This is a genomic window from Microbispora rosea (genome assembly GCF_900156315.1).
Taxonomy (GTDB): Bacteria; Actinomycetota; Actinomycetes; order Streptosporangiales; family Streptosporangiaceae; genus Microbispora; species Microbispora rosea.
This window is the reverse complement of record NZ_FTNI01000011.1, coordinates 142,274-167,871: the sequence shown is the minus strand read 5'-3', so window position 1 is coordinate 167,871 and position 25,598 is coordinate 142,274. Positions and strand designations below refer to the sequence as shown.

Here is a 25,598-nt window from a genome sequence, read left to right as displayed (position 1 = left end):
GTCAGCGCAGCCGTTCGCGGGTCATCGGCGTCCCGTCGATCTCACAGCACGGCGCGGCGCCGGACTCTGGGGAAGGCCAGCGATACCGCACGCACCGGCGCCGCGGGCACAGGAAGACGAACTCGCCGGGGTCGGGTCCGACGGAGAGAGGGCGCAGGCCGCGCCCGGCGTTGCCGTACACCCCGAGCACGTCGCCGCCCGCCACCAGCGCCTCGTGCAGCCAGTCCAGCGGTCCGGCCGCCTCCTCCCCGGAGCGTACGGCGGCCAGCAACCGGTCGAGCGGCCCGGTGTCTCCAAGGGCCTCCAGGTGCTCCCGGATGTCGGCCAGGTGGCCGCAGACATAGCCGATCGCGGCGGCCGTCCGATCGCTCATTCTCACCTCCGGGCGAGTCCCGGCGGAGCCGATGACCCGCCAATCTGTAAGCGGCCCGGCTGGTGCGGGCGTTACGCTCGCGTGGGGCCGACGCCGAGACAGGGGCCGCCATGCGGGAACAGCACCTCGCCGCCGTCCAGGCGCATCTGGCGCGCATCCGGACACCCAGGGACGCCCTGGCTCCCGAGGTGACGGCGGACATCCGCGGGCTGACGGAGGCTCTCGGCGACGACGAGGACCTCGACGCCGGGTTCGCGCTCGGCTGGCTGCACTGGTACCGCTACAGCGCCCTGCCGGAGGGCCAGGACCACGACGAACTGCGAGCCGCCCTGCATGCCTTCGTCGGCTGTTTCGTGGCCGGTGTCGAACCGCTCCCAGAACCGCTGTTACCCGTCCTCGCCGACGTCGCCGAGCCCGTGGCGGTGGCGATGACCCAGCAGGGGCTGCGGACGCCGGGGCCGGACGGCCTGGAGACCGCCGCCCTCGTCTGGCAGCGCATCGTGGCCGCGGCCGCGCCCGGCGACGCCGCCCGTGCCCGGTACATCGGCGGCTGGGGCGTCGCCCTGCAGATGCTGGCCGAGCGGACCGGCTCGGCCGAACTCTTGGACGAGGCCGTCGAGACGCTGAGCCTCGCGGTCGCCGTGGCCCTGTCGCAGGGCGGCGACGTGCCCGAGCAGCAGCACCGGCTCGGCCGCGCCCTTCTGGACCGGTTCCGCCGCAACGGCGCGCCGGACGACCTGGGCGCGGCGATCGAGACCGCACGGCTCGCGGCCGACGCCGTCCCCGGCAACGGCACCTACCAATGGCTTCTCGGCACGGCGCTGCGCGCCAGGTTCGACATCACACAGGCGGCCGCCGACATGGACGAGGTCGTCGAGGCGAATCGCCGGGCCGTGGCCGCCGCCACGCCCGGCCACCCCGACCACCCCGGTTTCCTGGGCAACCTGGCGGGTGCGCTGAACGTGAGGTTCGGGCGCACAGGTGACGCCGCGGACCTCGACGAGGCGATCACCGCCTTCCAGGCGGCCGGTTTCCCGCACAACGCGGGCGTCCTGCTCATCACACGGTTCCGCCGCACAGCCGACGTCGCCGACCTGGACCTCGCGATAGAGGCGTGCCGGCAGGCCCTGACGACGCAGGACGGCCCGGCCCCGCACGTCCTCGGCAACCTCGCCGTGGCCCTGCGGACCAGGTTCGACCAGACGGGAGACATGGGCGATCTCGAGGCCGCCATCGAAGCGGGCGACGAGTCCCTGGCCCGCACCCCCGCCGGCGACCGCGGCATGCCGCTCACCAACCTCGGCATCTCCCTGCTCGACCGCTTCGGCGTCACGGGCGGACGAGAGGACCTCGAACGGGCGATCGCCCTCAGCGAGGAAGCCGTACACGCTATCCCGCCGGGCCGGCCGGAGCGCGCCGCCGCCTTGAACAACCTGAGCCTCGCGCTCCTGCGGCGCCATGAGACGGACGGCGCGTCCGGCGACATCGAGCGAGCCGTGGAGGCCGGCCGGGAGGCCGTCGACGCGACCCCGCCCGGTGATCCGGAGCGCCCGGCCCGGATGAGCAACCTGGCCCTCGCCCTGCGGCTGCGGTTCGAACTCCGCCGCTCGTCGGCCGATCTCGACGCGGCCGTCGAGATCGGCGCGCAGGCCGTCGGCGGGGTCCCCGCGGGTCACCCCCGCCGCGCGACCCTGCTGTCGGACCTGGGCACGGCACATCACGTGCGCTACCGGCGCAAGGGCGATTTCGACGACCTCCATGCGGCCGTCGAGGCCTTCCGGGACGCCGTGGACGCGATGCCGGCCGGGCGTCCGTTCCGGGCCGGCGTGCTGCACAACCTCGGCGTGGCGCTGCGCGACCGGTTCGCGCTCACCGGCAACGTGTCGGACCTCGACATGGCGATCAGCGCGGGACGCGAGGCGGTGGACACGACCCCGCCGGGCTCACCGGCCCGCCCGATCCGCCTGGCGACGCTAGCCGAGGCCCACGGCGACCGCTCCAGGGCGACGGGCGCACCCGATGACCTGCGAGCCGCCGTCACCGTCGCCCGGGAGGCCGTTGAGGCGACCCCGGAGGGTTCACCACAGCGAGCCGTGCACGTCGCCTTCCTCGGCAATGCGCTGCGCGCCCGGGCCGAGCGGTCCGGCGAGGGCGCCGGCGAGGCGCTGGCCGCCTACCGAAGCGCGCTCGGCGACCCGGCGGGCCCGCTGGACATCCGGATCTCCGCCGCCCGGGCCGCGGCGGACCTGATGCGCGACGCGCAGCCGGCGCTCGCCGCGGACCTGCTGGAGGCCGCGGTCGCCCTGCTGCCCGGGACGATTCCGGCGGGGCCGAGCTGGAGCGACAGGCAGCAGGAGCTGAAAATGTACGCACGGCTGGCCGCCGACGCCGCCGCGCTCGCCCTGTCCGTCCCCTCCGCCGGGCCGCCGCAGCGGCGAGGCGCGTCCGAACCACCCGCGCTGCGGGCCCTGCGCCTGCTGGAATCCGGCCGGTCGATCCTGCTGGGCCGCATCCGGCAGAGCCCGCCGCTGCCCGGCATGGCCGAGCTGTGCGCCGCCGCCGAAGACGGCCCGATCGTGGTGTTCAACGTCAGCCGCTATCGGAGCGACGCGATCCTGCTCACCGCCTACGGCGTCGACCACCTTTCGCTGCCCGGTCTCGCCGCCGCACCCGAGCGGTTCCACACCTTCCTCACCGCGTTGCGGGGCGCCGACGACCCCGAGGCGGGATGGCGGGAGAGGGTGGCGGCGCAGGACGACATCAACGCCACCCTGGAATGGCTGTGGGACGCCGCGGTGGCTCCGGTGCTCGACGCGCTCGGCTGCCCGACGCCGCAAGACCCCGGCACCCCGTTGCCGCGGGTCTGGTGGGTGCCCGGCGGGATGCTGAGCGTGTTCCCCATCCACGCGGCCGGCCACCACCGCGCCGCTGGCCGCCGCACGGCCCTGGACCGGGTGATCTCGTCGTACGCCACGACGGTGCGTGCCCTCCTCGACGCCCGGCGTCCGCCCCCGGCCGCCGGTAACCGCGGCGGCCGGGTACTGGTCGTCGCGATGCCGCAGACCCCGGGCGCCGCGCCGCTCCCCTACGCCGCGCAGGAGGCCGGGCTGCTCCGGGACGCACTGCCCGGCGCGCTCGTGCTGACCTCGCCTGCCCGCGACGCGGTGCTGGCCGCGATGGCGACCGCGACGATCGCCCACTTCGCGTGCCACGGCGTCAGCGAGGCCCTCGATCCGGCGACGAGCAGGCTGCTGCTGGCAGACCACGAGACGGCCCCGCTGACCGTGGCCGATCTCGCCGCGGCCGGTCTGAGCGACGCCGAGCTGGTCTACCTGTCGGCCTGCAGCACCGCGCAGATGAACGTCGTCACGCTGGGCACGGTCGAGCTCGCCCAGCCCGCCCGGGCCGAGCTACCGCGCCTCGCCGCCCTCGTCGAGCGGCTGAACCGCGGACGCGACCTGCTCGACGAGGCCATCACGCTCGCCGCGGCCTTCCAGGCCATCGGCGTGCGCCACGTCGTCGGCACCCTGTGGGAGATCGACGACGCGATCACTCTGGAGATCGCCGCCGCCTTCTACCAGAGCCTTCGCACCGGGAGCGGAGCCCTGGACCTCGGCCGGTCCGCGGAGGCCCTGCACCACGCGGTGCGCGCCGTACGCGACCGGCTCCCGCAGACGCCCTCGCTGTGGGCCCCCTACCTGCACGCCGGAGCCTGACGGACGGGCGTCCGGTCACCTCCTGGCGCGCCGCGGGAGGCTTTCAGGCTTCGTGGATCCGGCCCGCTTCGACGACGATGCGGCGTGTCGTGTGGACGGCCTTCAGCATGCGCCGGTCGTGGGTGACGAGCAGCAGGGTCCCCGTGTACGAGGCGAGCGCGGACTCCAGCTGTTCGATCGCCGGAAGGTCGAGATGGTTGGTGGGCTCGTCCAGGACGAGCAGGTTGACCCCGCGGGCCTGGAGGAGGGCGAGGGCCGCCCGCGTGCGCTCGCCCGGCGAGAGCGTGGCCGCGGGGCGGAGCACGTGGTCGGCGCGCAGGCCGAACTTGGCCAGCACCGTGCGGGCGTCGGCGGGCGGCAGGTCGACGAGCGCGCCGAACGCGTCGAGCAGCGGCTCGTCGCCTTCGAACAGGGCGCGGGCCTGGTCGATCTCGCCGACCACCACACCGGGACCGAGCGCCGCCGTCCCCTCGTCGAGGGGGATCCGGCCGAGCAGCACGCCGAGCAGGGTGCTCTTGCCCGAGCCGTTCGCGCCGGTGATCGCGACCCGGTCCGCCCAGTCGATCTGCAGGTCGACGGGCCCGAGCGTGAACGCGCCACGTCGCGCGAGCGCTCCGCGCAGCGTCGCGACCACGGCCCCGGAGCGGGGCGCGGCCGCGATCTCCATTCGCAGCTCCCACTCCTTGCGCGGCTCCTCGACGACCTCCAGCCGCTCGATCATCCTCTCGGTCTGCCGCGCCTTGGCCGCCTGCTTCTCGGTCGCCTCGGTGCGGAACTTACGTCCGAGCTTGTCGCCGTCGGGGGCCTTGCGGCGCGCGTTCTTGACGCCCTTCTCCATCCAGGCGCGCTGGGACCGGGCGCGGGCCTCCAACGACGCCCTGGTGTCGGCGTACTCCTCGTACTGCTCGCGCGCGTGCCTGCGGGCGACCTCGCGCTCCTCCAGGTAGGCGTCGTAGCCGCCGCCGTACGCGCGGACCTGCTGCTGGGCCAGGTCGAGCTCGACCACCCTGTTCACCGTACGGGCGAGGAACTCGCGGTCGTGGCTCACGACCACGGTCCCGGCGCGCAGTCCCGCCACGAAGCGTTCGAGCCGGTCCAGGCCGTCGAGGTCGAGGTCGTTGGTGGGCTCGTCGAGCAGAAACACGTCGTAACGGCTGAGCAGCAGCGAGGCCAGCCCTGCCCGGGCCGCCTGACCGCCGGACAGGGACGTCATCTCCTGCTCCAGGCCGACCGTGAGCCCGAGGTCGGCCGCCACCTCCGCGGCCCGCTCCTCCAGATCGGCGCCGCCGAGGGCGAGCCAGCGGTCGAGGGCCTCGGCGTACGCGTCGCCGGGGTCGCCGCTCACGAGCGCCTCGGTGGCCGCGTCGAGGGCCCGCTGCGCGGCGGCGACCCCGGTGCGGCGGGCGAGGAAGGCGGCGACGGTCTCACCGAGCCGCCGTTCGGGCTCCTGCGGCAGATGGCCGACGTTGGCGGTGGGCGGGCTGAGCCGTACGCCGCCGTGCTCGGGTGCGTCGAGGCCGGCCAGCAGGCGCAGCAGCGTCGACTTGCCCGCGCCGTTCACCCCCACCAGCCCCACGACGTCCCCGGGCGCGACGACCAGATCGAGATCCGCGAACAGGACGCGGTCGCCGTGCCCGGCGGCGAGTTCCTTCGCGACAAGAGTGGCGCTCATCAGAAGACCGACCCTACCGGGTCCCGCGTGAGCCCCGCCGGACGTGGTGGCGCCTCGATGGGGTGCCGTGCCTGAGTTCGAGGGTGAGCGAGCGGAGCCACGGTTCCGCGAAGGACGGCTCCCGGGCCATGAGGCGGGCCAGCGCGGTGCGGACCTCCGGGGTCCGCCCGCGTTCGACGACGGCGACCGCCTCGGTCAGGGCGTCCAGGGTCTTCTCGTCGTGCCGGGGCCGGGCCACTGTCTCGTCCGCCCAGCGAGTGGGGCGGAAGGACAGCGTCAGCTTCTTCTGATGGTCCCCGAGGTAGAACCAGAAGAAGCGGTCGACGGAGACATTGGTGACCCCGCTGCGCGGCAGTTCCGCCGTCCAGGCGCAGTCCTGCCACCAGCGCCACGTCTTCGGGCTGGTCTTCCCGCGTTCGGTGATGCCGACAAAGCGCAGCTTGAGCCGGATCACCTCCCACGCCTCGTGCTCGTCGTCGATCCAGTCGCGCAGAAGCTCGTAGAAGTGGGTGAAGGTGTATCCCCGGTGGACGAGGTCGGCGAACACGATCGGCCGCCTGCGGCGGGCCAGGACGTGCGGGCTGACGCCCATGGCGTGGAGGTTGACGCGCAACCGGCGGATCTCGTGGGGCCGCGGCGGCTCCTCGAACCGGTAGGAGAACGGCAGCAGTCGCACCCGGTCCGGACGCGAGGTGGCCGACAGCGTGCTCGACAGCAGGTCGAAGATGCTGTCGGCCGAACGGCCCACGAAGTGCACGTCGCCGTCCCCGCTGCGGGCCAGGACCTTCGCTCCGCACTCGACCAGGTCGTCCAGATAGGGCAGGTCGGGCTCGGGACGGCCGTCGAGAAGGGTGCCCAGCGGGTCGGGCCGAATCAGGTTCCAGCGGTACGGCAGATTCGGTGTCGTCATCGCACCCATGGTGACGCGTCGTCCCGGCCCGATCATCCGGATATTTCCCCGAGGTCCTCGGCGAGCGCGAGCAGGCGGGTGACGGTGTTCCAGTTGCGCATGGTCGCCGGGCCGGTCGAGTGCTTCTCCAGGAGAGGCGGCAGCTTGGGACGCCGCAGCCCGTCGGGGAAGTGGACGTAGAGCTCCCGCTCGCCCACCCGCATCTCCTCCGGGGCGTACGCCGCCGGATCGATGCTCGCGAGCCCCTCCCGGTCCGGCGGCCGGGACAGGAAGACCACGGCGAACCTGGCGGGGTCCCGCACCTCCAGGGGGTTGCGCTCCACCACGCGGCGAAGCTGCTCGGCCGTACGGACCATCACCGCGACGGACAGGCCGAGCTCCTCCCGCAGCCCGCGCTCGATCGCGGCGGCGATCGAATCGGCGTCCCCGCCAGCGGTGAACAGGGCGTTCCCGCTGCGCAGGTGGGTGCGCGCGTTCCCGTACCCGAGCCGTTCCAGCAGGGCCCTGAGATCGGCCATCGCCACCGCGGTGGCGGGGTTGACGTTGATGCCGCGCAGCAGCGCCACGTACCGCATCGCATCGCCTCCCTTCGCTGGGAAGCTACCGGCCGTTCCTGTCAGACAGCGTCAGGTATCGGATTGTCATGAGCCTCTGTCGTCGCTGGGCGCGCCAACACGACCGTTCGGCGATCGGTGATCTCCCTGTGACCTGTGGGTCCTTACGCTGCCGCCGAATAACCGTCCCGCTGGTCCGCGCGACGGCCCGTCACGCGGATCTGCCGGGCACGCCTGGTCCGTGTCCGATTGGAGAACGTGTGACGACCCCCCGCGCCGACCGCGGCCGAAACCCCGACCGGAGCCCGCTGAACTGGCTGCTCCTGCTGCCGATCGCGATCCCGCTCATCCCGCCGCTGTTCAACGCCGACGAACCGCGGCTGTTCGGCATCCCGATGTTCTACTGGCTGCAACTCGCCTTCATCATCCTCGGCGTGACCTCCACCACCCTCGTCTACCGCGCGACGAGGAGGGGCCGGTGAAGACCACCGAGATCGTCATCTTCACGCTCCTGTTCCTGGTCGTCAGCGGCATGGGCTTCCTCGCCGCCCGCTGGCGCCGCCCCGGAGACCTCGCCACCCTGGACGAGTGGGGCCTCGGCGGGCGCAGCTTCGGCAGCTGGATCACCTGGTTCCTGATCGGCGGCGACCTCTACACGGCCTACACGTTCGTGGCCGTGCCCGCCCTGATCTTCGGCGCGGGCGCCATGGGCTTCTACGCCGTGCCGTACACGGTGGTCGTCTATCCGATGGTGATGCTCGTGCTGGTCCGGCTGTGGTCGGTCTCGCACGTGCACAACCTCGTCACGCCGGCCGACTTCGTCCGCGTCCGCTTCGGCTCCCCCACGCTGGCGCTGCTGGTGGCGATCACCGGCATCGTCGCGACCATGCCGTACATCGCGCTGCAGCTCGTCGGCATCGAGGCGGTGCTGAAGACGATGGGGCTGACGGGCGACCTGCCGCTGATCATCGCGTTCGCGATCCTCGCGGCCTACACCTACCAGTCGGGGCTGCGCGCCCCCGCACTGATCGCGTTCGTCAAGGACTCGCTGATCTACCTGGTGATCCTGGTCGCGATCATCTACATCCCGGCCAAGCTCGGCGGCTGGGACGCGATCTTCGGCTCCGCGAAGGAGAAGTTCGACACCGCCGGGACCGGCGGCATCACGCTCAACGCGAACAACCAGCTCCAGTACGTCACGCTCGCGTTCGGCTCGGCGCTGGCGCTGTTCCTCTACCCGCACAGCGTCACCGGCATCCTGGCCTCGCGGAACCGCAACGTCATCAAGCGGAACATGTCCGCCCTGCCGGCCTACAGCCTGCTGCTCGGCCTGATCGCGCTGCTCGGTTACATGGCGATCGCGGCCGGGGTCACGCCGATCGGCAAGGATTCCAACACGATCGTGCCGCAGCTGTTCGACAAGGTGTTCCCCGACTGGTTCGCCGGAGTGGCGTTCGCGGCCGTCGGCATCGGCGCGCTCGTGCCCGCCGCAATCATGTCGATCGCCGCGGCCAACCTGTTCGCCCGCAACATCTACCGGGAGTACTTCAACCGGAACGCCACCGCGGCGCAGGAGGCGACGGCCAGCAAGATCGCGTCGCTGGCCGTGAAGGTCGGCGCGGTGCTGTGCATCCTGCTCATCGATCCGCAGTTCTCGATCGACCTGCAGCTCATCGGCGGCGTGATCATCCTGCAGACGCTCCCGTCGGTGGGCCTCGGCCTCTACACCCGGTGGTTCCACCGCGGCGGCCTCATCGCCGGCTGGGCCGCAGGCATGGCGGCCGGGATGCTGCTGCTGTACAACATCGCCAACCCGGCCACCAACCACGACCACTTCGGCGGCTCGGCCTTCCCGCTGTCGCAGCTCGGGTTCGACACCAAGATCACGGTGTACGCCGGGTTCCTCGCGCTGATCGTCAACCTGGTCGTCGCCGTGCTCGGGACCTTCGTGGCCCGCGCGCTCAAGAGCGCCGACGGCCCGGACGGCACCCGGGCGGAGGACTACTTCGCCGACCAGGGCGACCCGCGCGTCCACGAACTGGAGACGACGGCGCCCGCTTCCTGATGTCCTCCGGGACCGTGTACCTGGGGTCCTCCCAGACCGTGGCCGCCTGGTCGGGCTCCGTACGGACTTGTGGCCGGCTTGACGCGACGGCGCGCGCCGCGTGGAGCCGGCCACAAGCATGCGGTGGGACAAAGAGGCATCACCTCGAACGACGAAGGAGCGAAGGATGCCTCTCAGCAACGACCTGATCGTCACCGGCGGCCACGTGATCGGCATGGACCCTGGGGTGCCGGACGGCCCCGCCGACGTCGTCGTCCGCGACGGCGTGATCGTGTCGGTCGGTTCCGCCGCCGGAGCGTCCCCGGACGCGGACGTCGTCGACGCCTCCGGCTGCGTGGTGATGCCGGGCCTGGTCGACACCCACCGCCACACCTGGCAGTCCGCGCTGCGCCACATCGGGCTCGACTGGAGCCTGATGGACTACCTGGGGGCCGCGTTCCTCCAGCTCGGGCCGAACTTCCGGCCCGAGGACGTCTACGCGGGCACCCTGCTCGGCGCGCTCGGCGCGCTGGAGGCCGGGATCACCACCCTCGTCGACTGGTCCCACATCCAGAACACCCCCGAGCACAGCGACGCCGCCGTGGCCGCGCTGCGCGACAGCGGGATCCGCGGCGTCTTCGCCTACGGCTGGCCGCAGATCGACCCGCTCGCCTGGGTGGGCGACCACAGCGACGCGGAGCTTCCCGCGGACGTCCGCCGGGTCAGGGACGTGCTCCGCGACGACACCGCCCGCGTGACGATGGCCCTGGCGGCGCGCGGCCCCGAGGTGTCGGCGCCGTCCGCCGCCCGGCGCGACCTGCTGCTCGCGCGGGAGCTCGGCCTGCGGACCACCATGCACGTCGGCTCCGCCGACAAGGCGGGCAGCGTCGGATGGCTGCACGACGAGGGCCTGCTCGACGAGACGATCACCCTGGTGCACGCGAGCGCGACCGGCGACGACGAGCTGAAGGCCGCCGCGGGCGCGGGCGCGACCGCGAGCGTCTCACCGTTCATCGAGATGACCATGCCCGGGCTCGGCACGCCCGCCACCGGCCGTCTCCTGCGGGCGGGTCTCGTCACCGGCCTCAGCACCGACACCGAGGTCGCCACCTCGGGAGACATGTTCACGCAGATGCGCGCGGCCCTCGCGCACCATAGGTTCACGCAGGACCCGGCGCCGCTGGCCGCCGCCGACCTGCTGCGGATGGTCACCGCCGACGGCGCCGCGGTGGCCGGGCTGTCCGCCGTCACCGGCAGCCTCACACCCGGCAAGCGCGCCGACCTGATCGTGGTCGAGGCCGGCACCCCCGCCATGGCCCCGATGCTCGACCCGCGCGCCGCCGTCGTCCTCGCCGGCCACCCCGGGCTGGTCCGTACGGTCGTCTGCGACGGCGTGGTGGTGAAGCGGGACGGCGTGCTCACCGGGCCGGTCGGTCGGGCCATGGACGCCGCGGCCGCGAGCCTCGCACACCTCCGCGCGGCCGTGCCCGGCGTGCTGGGCGCCTGAGAGCAGGGTGCTCCCCTTCCGAGGGCTCAGTCTCCCTGCTGAAGGCTCAGTCTCGGCCGATGATCGTGGCACAATCCCGGCATGGCGGTCATGTTCCGGGTGCTCGGCCCGGTCGAGGCGTACGTCGACGGCGTTCCCGTCGACCTCGGCGGGCCACGGCCCCGGCTGCTGGTGGCCCGCCTGCTGATCTCCAGGGGCGCGACCGTGTCGGTGGACGCGATCCTCGACGACCTGTACGACGGCGCGCCGCCGCCGCGCGCCCAGAGCACGCTGCACAGCTACATCTCCAACCTGCGCAGGCTGCTCGAACCCGGCCGCGCTCCGCGCACGCCCTCGTCCGTGCTCCTCAGCCGCCCTCCGGGGTACGCGCTCGGGCCGCACGAGGTGGACGCCGACGAGTTCGTCCGCCTGGCCCAGGCCGGCGAGCCGGAACGCGCCCTGGCGTTGTGGCGCGGCACGCCGTACGAGGAGTTCGGCGACGTGCCCTGGCTCCGGCCGGAGATCGAGCGGCTCGCCGAGGCGCACCTGGTGACGCGGGAGCGTCTCCTGGCGGGGCGGGTGGGCGACCCCCACGTGGTGGGCGAACTGGAGGCCCTGGTGGCCGCGCACCCCCTGAGGGAGGGGCTGTGGGAGCTGCTGGCCCGCACGCTCTACGCCCTGGGCCGGCAGGCGGACGCCCTGGAGGCGCTGCGCACGGCCAGGGGCCGCCTGGCCGAGGAGCTCGGCCTCGACCCCGGCCCGGCGCTGCGCCGCCTGGAGGAGGCGATCCTCGCCCAGGACCCCGCCCTCGACACGGCTCTCGACAGGGCTCTCGACACAGCCCTCGACGCTCCCGCCCCCGTACGGCAGGGCCGGGCGACGCGGGCCGAGGCGGCGCGGGCCGAGGCGGACCTGCCGGAACGTCGCGCCGTCGGCCGGGGGACGCAGGTCGACCGGCTCGACGAGCTGGCGCGGGACGTGATCCAGGCGGCCCGGGGAGTGACACAGCGCGGGCCGGGGATCGCCGTGATCTCCGGGGAACCGGGGATCGGCAAGACGTGGCTGGCGGAGGCGTTCGCGGAGCGGCGGGCCGCCGAGGGCTGGCTGGTCGCCTGGGGCAGGTGCCACGAGACCTCCGGCGTGCCCGCGCTGTGGCCGTGGCAGCAGGTCGTGCGGGATCTCGCCGGCCGGGTCCCCCCGTCCCCCGCCCAGGCCGCCGCCCTGCGGGTGCTGCTCGGCGACGCCGTCGCGGGAGACGGCCCCGCCACCGGCGCCGGACGGCCCGCCGAGGCGAGCGAGGCCCGGTTCCGGCTGCACCAGGCGACCGCGGCCTACCTGGAGTCGGCCGCGGCCGACCGGCCGCTGCTCGTGGTGATCGACGATCTCCAGTGGGCCGACACGGCGTCGCTGGGCCTGCTGTCCGACCTCGCGCTGCTGCTGCGCGGCGCGGTCGCCGTCGTGATCACCGTGCGGTCCGGCGAGGGGCCGGCCGCGGTGCACGACACGCTCGGGCTGCTCGGACGGCACGACGCCCTCCGCCTGCCGCTCGCCGGGCTCGATTCCGCCGCGGTCGCCGAGCTGTCGGGGCTGCGCGACGCGGCGAGCGTGGCGGCGCTCGCCGAGCGGACCCGGGGCAATCCGCTGTTCATCCGCGAGACCCTCCGGCTGGCCGAGGACCAGGGCATCGACAGGGCGCTCACCGGGGTGCCCGAGGGCCTGGCCGACGTCCTGCGCCGCCGCCTGCTCGACCTGCCCGCCCGGCACCACCCCGCCATCGACGCGGCGGCCGTGCTCGGCACCGGCGCGGACCGGCGGCTGCTGGCCGAGGTCGTCGCGGACGCCTCGGACGCCTCAGACGCGGACGCGGACGTCGACGAGGCGCTCGACGCCGCGACCGCCCTCCGCGTTCTCGACGAGGACCTGCGCTTCACCCACGATCTGGTCCGGGAGACGGTCTACGCCGACATCCCGCCGCGCCGCCGGGCCGGGCTGCACCTGACCGCGCTCCGGGCGCTCGAACTGCGGCCGGGAGCCGACCTCGCGGTCCTCGCCAGGCATGCGATGGCCGCCGGGCCCGCCGCCGCGGCGGACGCGGTGCGCTGGGCGTCCGCCACGGCGGGGCAGGCGGCGGGACGGCACGCGTACGAGGACGCCGCGCAGTGGTGGCGCCGGGCGGCCGAGGCGCACGGAACGCTGCCCGGCGCGGACCCCCGCGAGCACGTCGAGCTCCTGCTCCAGCTGGTCCGCGCGCAGCTCGCCGCAGGTCACGGCTTCTCGGCCAGGCAGACCCGGGCGGAGGCGGTGCTCGCGGCCGACAGGTCGGGCGACCCGCTGCTCGCCGCGCGAGCGCTGACCAGCCTGGACGCTCCGGGGCTGTGGAAGTTCTACACCTACGGCGACGTGGAGCTGCACACCGTGCGGCGGATCGAGGACGCCCTCACCGCGCTGCCCGAGGGGGACTCCGAACTGCGCTGCAGGCTGCTCGGCTGCCTGGGGATGGAACGTTACGACGGCTCGGCCGACCCCCGCTGCGACACCGCCACGGCCGAGGCGCTGGCGATGGCCCGCCGACTGGTGGCCTCGGGGGAGGCCGGCCCGGAACTGCTGGCGATCACCCTGAACGCGCGGTATCTGGGCGTGCAGCTCCCCGAGCACATGACGGAGCTCGACGCGATCGGCGAGGAGCTCACCCGGCTCGGGCTGCCCGGGTTCGAGCTGCTCGGTCACATGATCAGAGAGCGGACCCGGATCGACCTGTTCGACGTGGCCGGTGCCGACCGGGCCGCCGAGCGGGCGGGGGTGCTGGTCGAGCGGCTCGACCTGCCCTGGCCCCGGTTCCAGCACCTCATCTGGACCGGGACCCGGCGTCTCCTCGACGGGGACTTCGACGGCGCGGGCAACGCGTACGCCGCGGCGGCCGAGGCCGGTGAGCGGCTGAACCTGTGGCACACGAGCAGCACGCTCTCCTCCGCGCTGCTCACGCGGCACTTCGCGATGCGCGACTTCGAGGGCGCCGACGAGCTGATGACGCACTACTCCCCCTTCCCCGCCCACCGCCAGGTGATGGGCGTGCTCATCGCCGATTCGCGGGGCGACCGCACGGCGGCCGAGACGGCACGCGAACAGGGCTGGCACGTGCTGCCGCGCGACTTCGGCGAGCTGCCGGGGCTGTGCCTGCTGGGCGAGGCCCAGATCGTCGCGGGCGACCACGAGGCGTGCGCCCTGACCTATCGCAGGCTCCTGCCGTACGAGGACAGGATCGCCTTCGGGGCGGGGACGTTCTGCGCCGGGCCGGTCGGCTACTACCTGGGGCGGATGGCCCACCTGGGCGGTGCGGCCGGGCCGGAGGCGGCGCGGGCGCATCTGGACACGGCCGCGAAGCGCTGCGCGGGGGCCGGGCTGACCTGGTGGGCCGCCCGGATCGCCCGCGAACGCGAGGCCGTACGCGGCTGACAACCTCCCGGGGAGCGGGCCGCAAGTCGACGTTGAGTGGCGGTGAAGGGGCCGGGGCCATCGTGGGGCCATGACAACACCGACGCAGACCCGGCGCCGACCGGGTGACCCCGCTCCCGACCTCGTCACGTTCCTCGTCTTCCACACCGGCCTGCGGCGCGAGTTCGGCAGGCTGGCCGAGGTCCTCGACCGCTGCGACCCCCGCGACGAGCGGCGCCGCGCGGTCGTCGACGAGCACCTCGCGCTGCTGCTGCGCGCCCTGCACCACCACCACACCGAGGAGGACGAGGCGATCTGGCCGCTGCTGCGCGGCCTCGTCCCCGAGGCCCGTACCGTGCTGGACCGGCTGGAGGCCGACCACCAGGAGATGGACACCGTCATCGGCAGACTCTCCGGCGGCGGCAGGCCGGCCCGCGAGGTCGCGGCCGACCTGCGCTCGCTCGACCGGCTGCTGAACACCCACCTCGACCTGGAGGAGTCCGAGGTCGTCCCGCTCATCAGGGAGCACGTCAGCGCGGCCTGGTGGGAGGAGTCGGGCAAGAAGGTCACCAAGAGCCACGGCCGCGACCTGCCGATGCTCGCCGCCTGGCTGCTCGACGTGGCCACCCCCGCCGACCGCGACCACATCTTCGGCTCCGCTCCAGCGATCATGCGGGTCCTCTACCGGCTCTCCTGGCGGCGCGCCTACGAGCGCCGGGTGTCGCAGGTGTACGGGTGAGGAGGTGGATGGGTGACATGGCCGGCGGCCTCCGCCGTGATCGTGCGGAGGCCGCGCCCGGAGAGCCCGGTCAGTCGCCGGGGAGGCAGACGGTGCCGGGCGGGGGCAGCGTCAGGTCCGTGAGATACCGCGTGGCGTGCCCGATCGCGCACCGGTTGCCGGAGAGGTAGAGCACGTGGCCGGGGCCGTCGTACCGGACGGTGGCCGAGCCGGGGACCCGCCGGACCAGGCTGTCGGTCAGCGTGTAGTCGCTCCAGGTGCCCGCGCCGAGCAGCGGCGGCAGGCCGCGGACGGGCAGGGGGCGGGACGGGTTCGCGATCGGCAGCGGCCACCCCGCGCAGCCGAGCTGGTCGAAGGTCGCGCCGCCGAGGTCCGGGGAGACCCTGCGCGCCTCGCGGCGCGCCCTGACGTACTCCTCGTAGCCGTGGTAGCCCCGGTCGTCGGCGCAGGTCATGCCGAGGGCGAGGGGCGTCGTCCATGCGCGGGCGTTGCCCAGGGCGGCGTCGGCGAAGCCCGAGCCGTCGCCGCGCCGGGCCTTGTCGACCGCCTCGGCGAAGGTCAGCCATCGGGAGTCCCCCGGCCCGGGGTCGGGGGCGAACCCGAACCACCGCAGGGAGGAGCCGGTCAGCCTCCCCCGGCCGAACCGCTGCGAGGTGACCGGGATCGGCGACCTGTCGGCCCGCGCGGTGAGGTCACGCCAGACCTTCCCGGCGTCCTCGCCGTGCAGGGCGCAGGCGACGGTCCGCGCGCACCAGGCGGTGAAGCGGCCGAATATCCGCTGCAGGTCCCGGTATCCCAGCAGGCTCTGGTTCGTCCAGCCGGCGGTCTGGTCGACCACACCGTCCAGGTACATGGCGCGGACGCGTTCCGGGAACAGCCGGAGATAGGCCTCGGCCGGCACCCCTCCGGCGGACTCCGTCATGAAGCTGAGCCGCGGCTCCCCCAGGGCTGCGCGGATCGCCTCCGTGTCGCGGGCCACCGACACCGAGTCGAGCCTGCCGTACAGTCCGCTGCGGTCCCCGGCCCGGCACCTGCGGACGGCCGCGGCGATCGCGCGGGCCTGGGCGTCGTACTCGGCCCGGTCGCGGGGCTCGATCAGGGCCGGCACCGCCGGCCGCGCGCAGGACTCCGGCAGCTTGGCGGCGAGATCGGTGTTGCGCGGGTCGTAGGAGACGAGGTCGAAGCGTTCTCTGATGCCGGCGAGATCGCCCGCCGCCTGCTTGATGTCCTCGATCCCGCTGTTGCCGGGGCCGCCGGGGATGTGCAGCACGCTGCCGATCCTGTGGGCGGGATCGGTGGCCGGCAGCCGCGCGACGCGCAGGGTCGTCGTCCGCCCGTCCGGGTGGGCCCAGTCGAGCGGCACGTCGATCGTGCCGCATTGCGTTTCCGCGGGAAACCCTGCCCCCTCGCACGCCGTCCACTCGATCGCCGCCCGGTCCTTCGCCGCCCGGTGCTCGGCAGCCTGCGCCTGCGCCGGGACGAGCCCGGCCGTCATCGCCGCCGTCGCGAGCCCGGCGGCCACGAGTCGTGTTCTGCCACGCATGCGTCGTGCCCTCCTTCGCGTTTGTGCCGCTTCGTCTCACGCTCGCCGAGACGCGTGCCGGGTGATATCCGATAGGCCCCCCGATCGGACGTAGGGATATCCCCCTGCCGACGGCGGCGCCGAGCGGAGCACGCCGGCGGGCCTCCGGTTCACACGGCCGCAGCGACGGCGGCGGCGACGAAGAGCACCTGCAGAGCGGTGCGGGCGAGCAGCGGGGTCACCGGCTTTCCCGCCAGGGTGAGGCCGCGGCGGGCTGCCAGGACGTTGGCCGAGAACATGGCGACGAAGTCGCGCCGCCATGAGGGCAGGAAATGCGGCACGCCGGTGACGACGAACATCAACGCCAGAGCGCCCAGCGGCGCGGGCTGCCAGCCGTCCAGCATGTCGTGGCCGGCCATGCCCAGCAGCCGCAAGGTCCGCGTCCCGCGATCCCCTTCGACGTGCTGAGCGGACGACGTGACACGACCGCCGCGGCCTCGTCCAAGTAGCCGACAAGCCGGGGCCAAGCATCGATGAAGCGGCATGGACGAAGGTTCCGTCGTGGATGAGACACGACAGGAACGAGGACGTCTCCATGCGTAAGAAGGTGTTATCGGCCGCGGCGGCGGCGACGGCGCTGACCGCGCTGACCGTGACCCCCCCGGCCCCGGCGGCCGCGGCCGCGGCGCCGTTCGTCCAGGTGCTCCAGGGCTACACCGCGACGGTTCGGGAATCGGACAGCTACTTCTGGTGCCCCGAGGACGAGGTGATGATCGGCCGGGCGCATTCGGGGGACGAGAACGGCTACACCACGTACTTCTGCGGCCAGATCTACATCAACAGCGAGCGGGTCGTGGTGGTGAACCCCCCGTACAAGGACGACGAGTGGGAGGACCACACCTACTTCGTCACTCCCGACGACTACGCCCTCGTCCGCCGGGACCATTACGGGGACGAGAAGGGCTTCACCTTCTACTACTGCTCCCGGCTGTCGTGGCAGGGCAGGCCGGTGCGGCTCGTCGACCGTCACTGGACGGAGTACATGAAGGAGAGCAAGCACGCCTCAAGGGCGGGCACCAACGAGGTCATGACCGGCCGGTCCCATTCCGGGGACGAGAACGGCCGCACCGCCTACCAGTACGCCAGGGTGACGGTCGGCTGAGGACCGGCGCGCCCCGCCTCGTCCCGATGAGGACGAGGCGGGGACACGGCGGGGACACGGCGGGGACACGGCGGAGAACAGAAGCGGCCGGGCCAGTCAGGGCTTCCTCGTGTCAGGCGCGGCGCCCTGGGCGTCGAACTCCTCGTCCGGGACGACGAGCTCGTTGCCGGCCAGGCCGGCCTCGCCGGAGACCGCGGCGAGCTCGGAGCCGAGCGACTCGTGGGCGGCGGCGCGGTGCCTGCGGCCGACGCGGTCGGTCAGCAGCGACGACAGGGCGGCCACCAGGCACGCGGCCACGGCGAACCAGAAGGCGATGACCAGGCCCTGGTGGAAGGGGCCCGCGATGAGGTGCGGGAAGAACTCCTTGCTCGTCAGGTGGGCGCCGCCGTCGGGCAGCCGGTCGAGGATGCCGCCGAGAAGCTGCCGGAACGGGTTGTATCCGAGGAACGCCGCGAACAGCACGGCGATCGGCGGCAGCTGGGCGATGCCCTCGGCCTGCGCGGCGGGCACACCCTGGGCCACCAGCTCGTCGTGCATGGTGTGCGGCAGCGACTGCGCCAGGCCCGCGATCATCAGGCTGAAGAACACGCCGATGGACAGCACCATCGAGGAGTTCTGGAAGGTGGCGGTCATGCCCGCGCCGACGCCGCGGGACTCCGCCGGGACCGAGTTCATGATCTCCGCCCGGTTGGGCGAGGAGAACAGGCCGGACCCGACACCGTTGATCAGGATGAGCAGCGCGAAGACGCCGTAGCCGAAGTCCGTGGGCAGGGTCATCAGGGCGTAGAAGCTCGCCGCGGTGACCAGCGCGCCGCCGACCGTGAACATCCGCGGCCCGAACCGGTCGGACAGCCAGCCGGAGACCGGCGCCGACAGCAGGAAGCCCACGGTCAGCGGGATCATGTAGATGCCCGCCCACAGCGGCGTCTCCTCGAAGCTGTAGCCGTGCAGCGGCAGCCAGATGCCTTGCAGCCAGATGATCAGCATGAACTGCAGGCCGCCGCGTCCGAGGGCGGTCAGCAGGCTGGCGACGTTGCCCGCCAGGAAGGCGCGGTTGCGGAACAGCTCGAGCCGGAACAGCGGCTCGTCCACCTTGGTCTCGATCCAGGCGAACAGCGCGAGCAGCAGGACGCCTCCGCCGAGCGCGGCGATCACCCAGGGGTTGCCCCAGCCCATCACGCCGGTCCCGTACGGCTGGATGCCGTAGGTGATGCCGACCAGCAGGACGATGAGGCCGACGGCGAAGGTCGCGTTGCCCCACCAGTCCATGCGCGCCCGGCGCCGCACGCCGTTGTCCTTGAGCTTGACGTACGCCCAGATCGTGCCGAAGATCCCGAACGGCACGGAGACCAGGAAGATCGCCTTCCAGTCGACCGGGGCCAGGACGCCGCCGATGACCAGGCCGAGGAAGGATCCCGCGATGGCGGCGATCGAGTTGATGCCGAGCGCGGTGCCCCGCTGCCGGACGGGGAAGGCGTCGGTCAGGATCGCGGTGGAGTTGGCGAACAGCAGCGCGCCGCCGACGCCCTGCACGATCCGCCACCCGATCAGCCACAGCGCCCCCGCGTCGCCGTCCATCCAGGTCAGCGACAGCATGATCGAGCACAGGCTGAAGACCGCGAACCCGAGGTTGTACATGCGGACCCGGCCGAACATGTCGCCCAGGCGGCCGAACATCACCACCAGTACGGCCGTGACGACCATGAAGCCCATCATCATCCACAGCAGGTAGCCCGTGTTGCCGGGGTCGAGCGGGTTCAGGTGGATGCCGCGGAAGACGTCCGGAAGGGCGATCAGCACGATGGACTGGTTGATCGTCACCATCAGGACGCCGAGGGTGGTGTTGGACAGCGCGATCCATTTGTACCGCGAGGACGGCGCCGACTGCGGCGATGTCCCCGCCCGGGACTGGTTCGCTACGGCCACGGAGTGGTTCCCCTCCTCTTGGTCCGTACAGCGCACGGCCTGTTTCCGCGCAGCGCGTGACGGACGGACAGTTAGTTAGCGCAACTAAATTACCCTGACCGGGTGACATCGATGTTTCGCGGGCATGCGCTACGAAGGCCACAAGGGGGCCCTTAAACGGATTTGGGCGGTATCTGAGCCGATTGGGGACGACAAGAGCAGGCGTCGTCAGGGTCGGAGCGCCCCGGCGATCACGTCGGCGAGGCTGTCCACCACCGTGTCGCGGTCGAGCCCGGGGTTCTCCAGCCACCAGTCGCCGATCGCCTGCACCATGCCGACGAACGCGTGGCCGAGCACCCGGGCGCGTACCGGGTCGGCGACGCCCTCCTCCGCGAGCGCCGCGCCCAACTCCTCGCCGACGCTGCGCACGATGGCGGCCATCTGCGTGCGGGTGCGGCAGTCCTCGGCACTGGCCCGGTGGAACAGGAAGCGGTAGAGGTTGGGGTTGGCCGAGATGGTCTCCAGGTACGCCTCTATGGCGCCCCGGGCGCGGGCCCGGGGGTCGGACATGGCCCTGGCGAACTCCGGGCGCAGCAGGTCGATCACGACGCGCGTGTGGCGCTCGGCGAGCGCCTGATAAAGGCCGCTCTTGTCGCCGAAGTGACGGTAGAGGATCGGCTTGGTGATCCCCGCCTCCGCCGCGATCGCGGCCATGGACGCCTGCGGGCCCTCTCTGCGGATCACCCGGTCGGCCGCGTCGAGCAGGTCCCTGCGCCGCTCCGGGCTCCGGCCTCCCGTCGCGGTGCCTCCCGCCCCAGTGCCGCCTGTCGCAGTGCCTCCCGTCGTGGCGCCGCCCGTTGTGAGCCCCGTCATGAGCACAGCATAGGTGCCGATTCCGCGTCGCCTGGATCAAGACCGGGCCCTATGGGCGATCACTCCGGTAATGTGCCGGACGCGGGTTTTCCGGTCCGGATCCTCCGGTCAGGGATCTGCCGCTGAACGGTTCCGCCGGGCTCTGGAGGTGCGGGGTGGGCGAGGCGGGCGGGCCGCTGGTGCCGGGCTACGAGGTGCTCGGAATCCTGGGCCAGGGCGGCTTCGGGGTCGTCTACCGGGCCAGGCAGCTCGCGGTGGGCCGCGAGGTCGCGCTCAAGGTCGACAACCGCGTGCTCGTCTCCGACCGCGACCGGCGCAGGTTCATGCGCGAGGTGACGTCCGCCGGCGCCCTGTCCGGCCATCCGCACGTGGCCGACGTCTACGACGCGGGCGTGCTGCCCGACGGACGGCCGTACATGGTGCTGGAGCTGTGCCCGCACGGGTCGCTCGCCGACCGGCTGCGCGAGGCGGGCCCGCTCGGCCCCCGCGAGGTGCGCGACATCGGCGTCAAGATCGCCGACGCGCTGGCCGCCGCCCACGCCGTGGGCGTCCTCCACCGCGATCTCAAGCCCGCCAACATCCTGGTCAACTCGTACGGCATGGTCGCCCTGTCGGACTTCGGGCTGGCCACGATGCCGGGACAGAGCGGCGCGGCGCGGGGCGAGGTGTCGGTCACGCGCGAGTCGCTCACGCCCGCCTACGCTCCGCCGGAGGCCTTCGACCTCACCGAGCCCACGGCCGCCGGAGACGTGTACGCGCTCTCGGCCACGTTGTACGCCCTGCTCCAGGGCAGGCCGCCGCGCTTCCCGGACAGCGGCGTGGTGAACATCGCGGCCATCATGGCGCTGCACCGGCTGCCGGTCCCCGACATTCCCGGCGTGCCCGCCGCGCTCACCGCCGTCCTGCGCCACGGCATGGAGACCGATCCGGCCCGGCGGATCCCGACCGCAGCCGCGCTGCGGGACGCGCTCGCCGCCCTGGCGCCGGACGGCTCCGCCTCCGGGGATCACCCGCACCCCGCCGCGCCCGGGAGCCCGGCAGGCGGCCCGGGATGGAGCGCCCCGTCTCCCTCCAGGCCCACCCCACCACTCTCCGGGCCCACCGCGTCTCCCTCCGGGCCCGCCGCGGCGTCCGTACGGCGCCCAGAGGAGCGGCGGCCCGGCGAGACCCGCGTCCCCGCCGCGCCGGGGCACGCGCTCACCGGCCCGGCCGGAGGCGTTCCCGCGGGCGGCCAGGACCTGCGCCGTGCGGTGACCGCGCCGAACGCGGCACAGAACGTGGCGCCGAACGCGGCACTGGGGCTCCGGCCGGACGGGCACCGGCCGCACGCGGTCCGGCCATCCGGTCACCGGCCGCCGGGACCCCGGCAGGGGCCGGTTCCCCCGCCTCCGCCGCGCACCGGCATGTCCCGGCAGTCGATCGTGTTCGCCGTGGTCGCCGCCCTCTTCGCCCTGCTGCTCACGGCCGGGATCACGGTGCTGGTGCTGGAGAACCGCGGCCAGGCGAGCGATCAGGGCGTGACGGTCTCGTCCCAGTCGATCCGGTAGCCGTGCATCCAGCCGAACATCCTGCGCGGAGTGGCGAAGGTCCGCATGGCGATCGGCGCGGTGACGCTCATGAGCATCCGGGCCAGGCGGCCGGACGCCTTCCTGCTGTTCGTCCTCGCCGCGGACGCCGCGATCTTCTCCACCCTGTCCCGGCGCAGCCTCTCGTACGCGGAGAACGCGGCGGGCACGTCAGGCAGGTCGCGTAGGCAGCGGGCGAGCTGAACCGCGCTCTCCACCGCGAGCGCGACGCCCTGGCCGGAGCTGGGCGAGGGCGCGTGGGCCGCGTCGCCGGCCAGCACCATCCGGCCGCGGTGCCACCGCGGCACCGCGGGCAGGATCTCCAGCGCGCCCACGGCGGACAGCTCGGCGGCCTCGGTGTGCCGGAGCAGGTCGCCGCCGGGCACGTCGTCCGCGTACGCCTCGCGCAGCACCTCCAGCCATTCCGCCGCGGGCACCTCCCGCGCCTGCGCGGCGGTCATCGGCTCGGGCCGCGGGAGGTTGCCGAACCACACGGTGCGGCCGTCCGGCCCGGTCCAGTGGCCGAGGAAGGCCCGCCGGCCGAAGACGTAGTGCATGGTGTCCGGAGGGCCGGGCACCGTCAGATCCGCCCGGCCGGCGAACGCGATCAGCCCGGCGTACGCCGGGCCCGGCGCCTCCGGGTCGACGAGCGTGCGGACCGTCGAGCGGATGCCGTCCGCGCCGACGAGCACGTCGGCGGTCGCGGTGCTTCCGTCGGCGAACCGCGCGGTCACCCCGTCGTCCGTCTCCTCGACGCCGTCGAGCCGCCTGCCGTGCTCGACTCGCACGCCCTGCGCCGCCGCGTGGTCGTGCAGCAGGCGGTAGAGCTCCGAGCGCCGCAGAGCGCGGCCGGGCGGCAGACCCGGCACACCGGTGTACGCGCCGAACTTCCTGCCCCGGCCGTCCGCGATGATCGTGCGCCTGATCGGCCGGCCGCTCGCCTCCACGGTGTCGGCGGCCCCGAGGATCCGCAGCGCCTCCAGTCCGTTCGGCGCCACCTGCAGCCAGCCGCCGAGCCCGTCGGCGGGCGTTTCGTAGGCCTCGTGGACCGTGGCCTCGATCCCCGCCCTGCGTAGTGCGAGCGCCGTGACCGGGCCGGCGATTCCGCCCCCGATGACCAGCGCCGTCCTGACCCCTGTCACCCTTGTCCTCCTTCGCCCCCACCACTGTCCGGCGCGGGACGAACAAGATCAACGGTTTTGCGGGAAATTCTCGCGACCCGGCTCCGCCGGCCGCCGCGCCCTGCGCGTACGGGGCCGGGCCCGGCCGGCCAGCGCGCCGTACTCGGCCAGCGAGTCCCGCAGGTAGTCGATGAGGTCCCACACGTCGGGCACCATGTCGCGGTCGGTGACGATTCCGAAATCGAGCCTGCCGTCGTAAGAGAACACCGTGATGTTGATCCCCCCGCTGACGTCCGTGATCACCGACATCGGGTAGAGCGCGGCGACCCGCGCCCCGCCCACGTAGAGCGGCGACTGAGGCCCAGGCACGTTGGAGATCATGAGGTTCATCGCGGAACCCGTACGCGAGGCGATCCGGAAGGCGGACCTGGCCGCCAGCGCGCTCAGCGCGGCCGGCATCGCCTGGCTGAACTCGAGGAGCCAGGCCGCCGGGGCCGCGGCCAGCCGTTCCTTGAGCAGGCCCATCGACCGGTTCACCGACAGCAGCCGTTCGCTCGGGTCGGCCACGTCCGTCGGCAGGCTCGTCATGGTCAGCAGGACCTCGTTGGCGACCGTGCCGTTGGCGGCCTGCCCCCGGGTGGAGACCGGGATCCCGGCGACGAGCGGCTGACGGGGCAGCTCGTCGCGCTTGGCCAGCCAGCGCCGCAGCGCCGTGGCGCACATCGCCATGACGACGTCGTTCACCGTGACGCCGAAGGCGTTCTTGATCCGCTTGACCTCGTCGAGAGGCAGCTGACCGAAGGCGAACCGGCGGTGCCGGGAGATCGGCCCGGAGAACGGCGTGCGCGGCACCACCATGCGGGGCAGCTCGGGCAGGGGCTCGGCGTCCCGGCCGCCGATGCCGCGGACGAACCGTGAGACCAGCCCCACCCCCGGAAGCTGCGCCACGAACGGCACCTCGTCGAGCCGCGGCACCGCCTCGGCGACGAAACGCAGCAGGGCGAACGGGTTGTCCAGCACCCGTGCGACGCCCCTGATCACCATCTCCACCGCGTCGGGGGCCGGCTGCGGCTCGGCCGCGGCCTCCGGGGCGAGCACGGCGGGCGGCTCGGGCTCGAAGTCCATCACGGCGGCCAGCACCTCGGCCCCGGTGACACCGTCGACGGCGGCGTGGTGGACCTTCGTGTAGATCCCCACCCGGCCCCCGGCCAGGCCGTGGATCAGGTACATCTCCCACAACGGCCGGCCCCGGTCGAGCCGGGCCCCGTGTAGCCGGGCGACCTGCACGGCGAGCTTGTGGTCGTCGCCGGGGGGAGGCAGTGCCAGCTCCCGTACGTGGTAGTCGAAGTCGACCTCGCGGTCCTCGGCCCAGTAGGGGTGGTCGAGCCCGAAGGGCACCTCGACCAGCCGTCTGCGCAGCGGCGGCGCGAGATGGAGCCGGCGCTTGAGCAGCGCGATCAGGTCCTCGCGGGTGAGCGCGCCGCCGGGCCTGCCGGAGGGGTCGAGGATCGTGAGCGCCGCGATGTGCGCGAGGTTGGTGGCCGTCTCGAAGTTGAGGAACTGCGCGTCGAAGGCGCTGACTTGCTGTGCCATGCCTACTCACGTGCCCCGAAACGCCGGGGTCGGACCTCCGGGGAACCGGGTGTTTCGCAGGTCAGTGCCGGTGGTCGGCGTCGGGCTGGGCAGGGTCGGCCGGATGCTCGTGCCCTGGCGTGAGCACGACCGAGCCGGCGTGCCGCGCGTCGAGCCAGCGGGCGAATGCCCGCTCCCCGTTCTCCTTCGCCAGCTCCGCGCGGATCCGCTCCCGCACGGCCGCGTACGGCTCCCGCCGCGCCGCCTCGATCCGCTCGACCGCCAGGGTCCAGGGGCCGCCGGGGCCCTCCACGGGCCCGACCGTCTCCCCCTGGCGGGCGGCGAAGACCGCGTCCTCGATCGGCCCGGTGATCTCCCCGCGCCGGACCGGCCCGAACGGACGGACCCACCGCGTCTCCGGCGTTGTGAAACGGTCGAGGTTGCGCCGGTAGTAGTCGCGCACCTCGTCCTCGGCCGGCTCGCGGCCGGCGGCGAGCACCCGGCACACCGCTCGCGCCGCCGGTGACGCCGCCAGCACCGCCGCCGCGACTCCTCCGGTGCGCAGCGCCCCCGCCAGGGTGAGCACGGCCCCGGGCACGACGGCCGTGCCTTCGGACTGCGCGGGTGCTGAAGGGAGCTCGGGCACAGGGAGGGGCTCGGGCGGGCCGGGATGCTCGGACGCCAGGCCCAGGCGGGCCGCCTCCTGCTCGGCCAGCGCCTCGGCCACCATGACCTGCACCAGCCAGCGGCGCAGGTTGCGGCCCTCGGCGGTCTCCGGGCGCGGCAGCCGGCCCGCGAGCGGGCCGCCGCGCATCAGGCGCAGCCGCCGGTCCACCTCGGCGGCCAAGACGACCCTCTCCCCCACCACCGCCGCGATCGCGGCGTCGCCCGCGAGGACGCCCTCCGACGGGAGCACGCCCCCGGTCACGCGCGCCACTCCCGGCGCCTCCAC

The 25,598-nt window shown here is 73.5% G+C and carries 19 protein-coding genes; 8 read left to right on the top strand and 11 right to left on the bottom strand.

What is annotated here, in order from left to right; translation table 11 throughout:
* Position 1: 1 nt before the first annotated feature.
* Positions 2 to 373, bottom strand: a complete 372-nt coding sequence (locus BXA11_RS17815) for a hypothetical protein (RefSeq protein WP_076435846.1) — start codon at positions 371 to 373, stop codon at positions 2 to 4.
* Between the two features lie 110 nt (positions 374 to 483).
* Between BXA11_RS17815 and BXA11_RS17810 the strand changes: the two genes are divergently transcribed.
* On the top strand, positions 484 to 4,089 hold the full coding sequence (locus BXA11_RS17810) for a CHAT domain-containing protein (protein ID WP_076435843.1): 3,606 nt from the start codon (positions 484 to 486) through the stop codon (positions 4,087 to 4,089).
* A gap of 43 nt (positions 4,090 to 4,132) precedes the next feature.
* Here the strand turns inward: BXA11_RS17810 and BXA11_RS17805 are convergent, their stop codons facing one another.
* The 3 genes from BXA11_RS17805 to BXA11_RS17795 are packed head-to-tail and all read right to left on the bottom strand — an operon-like array spanning position 4,133 to position 7,246.
* Entirely contained in the window at positions 4,133 to 5,761 is a 1,629-nt protein-coding gene (locus BXA11_RS17805; RefSeq protein ID WP_076435839.1) for an ABC-F family ATP-binding cassette domain-containing protein, read from the bottom strand.
* A gap of 13 nt (positions 5,762 to 5,774) precedes the next feature.
* Entirely contained in the window at positions 5,775 to 6,671 is an 897-nt protein-coding gene (locus BXA11_RS43945) for a hypothetical protein (RefSeq protein ID WP_204053692.1), read from the bottom strand.
* Positions 6,672 to 6,703: 32 nt separating this feature from the next.
* Positions 6,704 to 7,246 (bottom strand): DUF1697 domain-containing protein, encoded by a 543-nt coding sequence (locus tag BXA11_RS17795; RefSeq protein ID WP_076435836.1) that lies wholly within the window; start codon positions 7,244 to 7,246, stop codon positions 6,704 to 6,706.
* 239 nt (positions 7,247 to 7,485) lie between these two features.
* Here BXA11_RS17795 and BXA11_RS44600 point away from each other — a divergent pair, with 239 nt between their 5' ends.
* From BXA11_RS44600 to BXA11_RS17770, 5 genes are all read left to right on the top strand, one after another.
* Positions 7,486 to 7,707: a DUF3311 domain-containing protein gene (locus tag BXA11_RS44600; RefSeq protein ID WP_239105020.1), complete on the top strand. Its 222-nt coding sequence runs from the start codon at positions 7,486 to 7,488 to the stop codon at positions 7,705 to 7,707.
* Positions 7,704 to 9,290, top strand: a complete 1,587-nt coding sequence (mctP, locus tag BXA11_RS17785) for a monocarboxylate uptake permease MctP (RefSeq protein ID WP_076435834.1) — start codon at positions 7,704 to 7,706, stop codon at positions 9,288 to 9,290. Before BXA11_RS44600 ends, mctP begins: the two co-directional genes overlap by 4 nt.
* A 166-nt stretch (positions 9,291 to 9,456) precedes the next feature.
* Positions 9,457 to 10,776 (top strand): amidohydrolase family protein, encoded by a 1,320-nt coding sequence (locus BXA11_RS17780; RefSeq protein WP_076435832.1) that lies wholly within the window; start codon positions 9,457 to 9,459, stop codon positions 10,774 to 10,776.
* An 81-nt stretch (positions 10,777 to 10,857) separates the two neighbouring features.
* Positions 10,858 to 14,208, top strand: coding sequence for an ATP-binding protein (locus BXA11_RS42200; RefSeq protein WP_076435829.1), 3,351 nt, complete (start codon positions 10,858 to 10,860; stop codon positions 14,206 to 14,208).
* 70 nt (positions 14,209 to 14,278) lie between these two features.
* Positions 14,279 to 14,926: a hemerythrin domain-containing protein gene (locus tag BXA11_RS17770; protein WP_036405429.1), complete on the top strand. Its 648-nt coding sequence runs from the start codon at positions 14,279 to 14,281 to the stop codon at positions 14,924 to 14,926.
* A 70-nt stretch (positions 14,927 to 14,996) separates the two neighbouring features.
* Here BXA11_RS17770 and BXA11_RS17765 read toward each other — a convergent pair whose 3' ends face one another.
* Positions 14,997 to 16,469: an alpha/beta fold hydrolase gene (locus tag BXA11_RS17765; RefSeq protein ID WP_083744329.1), complete on the bottom strand. Its 1,473-nt coding sequence runs from the start codon at positions 16,467 to 16,469 to the stop codon at positions 14,997 to 14,999.
* A 149-nt stretch (positions 16,470 to 16,618) separates the two neighbouring features.
* Positions 16,619 to 16,882 carry a hypothetical protein gene (locus BXA11_RS17760; RefSeq protein ID WP_204053693.1) on the bottom strand — a complete coding sequence of 88 codons (264 nt, stop codon included), beginning with the start codon at positions 16,880 to 16,882 and terminating at the stop codon, positions 16,619 to 16,621.
* Between the two features lie 131 nt (positions 16,883 to 17,013).
* Between BXA11_RS17760 and BXA11_RS17755 the strand changes: the two genes are divergently transcribed.
* A complete protein-coding gene (locus BXA11_RS17755; RefSeq protein WP_083744328.1) occupies positions 17,014 to 17,610 on the top strand; it encodes a hypothetical protein in 597 nt (198 codons plus the stop codon).
* 96 nt (positions 17,611 to 17,706) lie between these two features.
* On the opposite strand, the gene BXA11_RS17750 is transcribed toward BXA11_RS17755, so the two are convergent.
* Together BXA11_RS17750 and BXA11_RS17745 are read right to left on the bottom strand one after the other, a co-directional pair.
* On the bottom strand, positions 17,707 to 19,536 hold the full coding sequence (locus BXA11_RS17750) for an MFS transporter (RefSeq protein WP_051761388.1): 1,830 nt from the start codon (positions 19,534 to 19,536) through the stop codon (positions 17,707 to 17,709).
* A 207-nt stretch (positions 19,537 to 19,743) separates the two neighbouring features.
* Positions 19,744 to 20,388 (bottom strand): TetR family transcriptional regulator, encoded by a 645-nt coding sequence (locus BXA11_RS17745; RefSeq protein WP_083744343.1) that lies wholly within the window; start codon positions 20,386 to 20,388, stop codon positions 19,744 to 19,746.
* A 155-nt stretch (positions 20,389 to 20,543) separates the two neighbouring features.
* On the opposite strand from BXA11_RS17745, the gene BXA11_RS43940 reads away from it, so the two are divergent.
* A complete protein-coding gene (locus BXA11_RS43940) occupies positions 20,544 to 21,935 on the top strand; it encodes a serine/threonine-protein kinase (RefSeq protein ID WP_076435824.1) in 1,392 nt (463 codons plus the stop codon).
* Here BXA11_RS43940 and BXA11_RS17735 read toward each other — a convergent pair.
* The 3 genes from BXA11_RS17735 to BXA11_RS17725 form a co-directional block, all read right to left on the bottom strand.
* On the bottom strand, positions 21,899 to 23,095 hold the full coding sequence (locus tag BXA11_RS17735; RefSeq protein WP_076435821.1) for an FAD-dependent oxidoreductase: 1,197 nt from the start codon (positions 23,093 to 23,095) through the stop codon (positions 21,899 to 21,901). The genes BXA11_RS43940 and BXA11_RS17735 overlap by 37 nt on opposite strands.
* 48 nt (positions 23,096 to 23,143) lie before the next feature.
* Positions 23,144 to 24,667, bottom strand: coding sequence for a WS/DGAT/MGAT family O-acyltransferase (locus BXA11_RS17730; protein ID WP_076435818.1), 1,524 nt, complete (start codon positions 24,665 to 24,667; stop codon positions 23,144 to 23,146).
* 61 nt (positions 24,668 to 24,728) lie between these two features.
* Positions 24,729 to 25,583 (bottom strand): peptidylprolyl isomerase, encoded by an 855-nt coding sequence (locus BXA11_RS17725; protein WP_076435816.1) that lies wholly within the window; start codon positions 25,581 to 25,583, stop codon positions 24,729 to 24,731.
* Positions 25,584 to 25,598 lie beyond the last annotated feature (15 nt).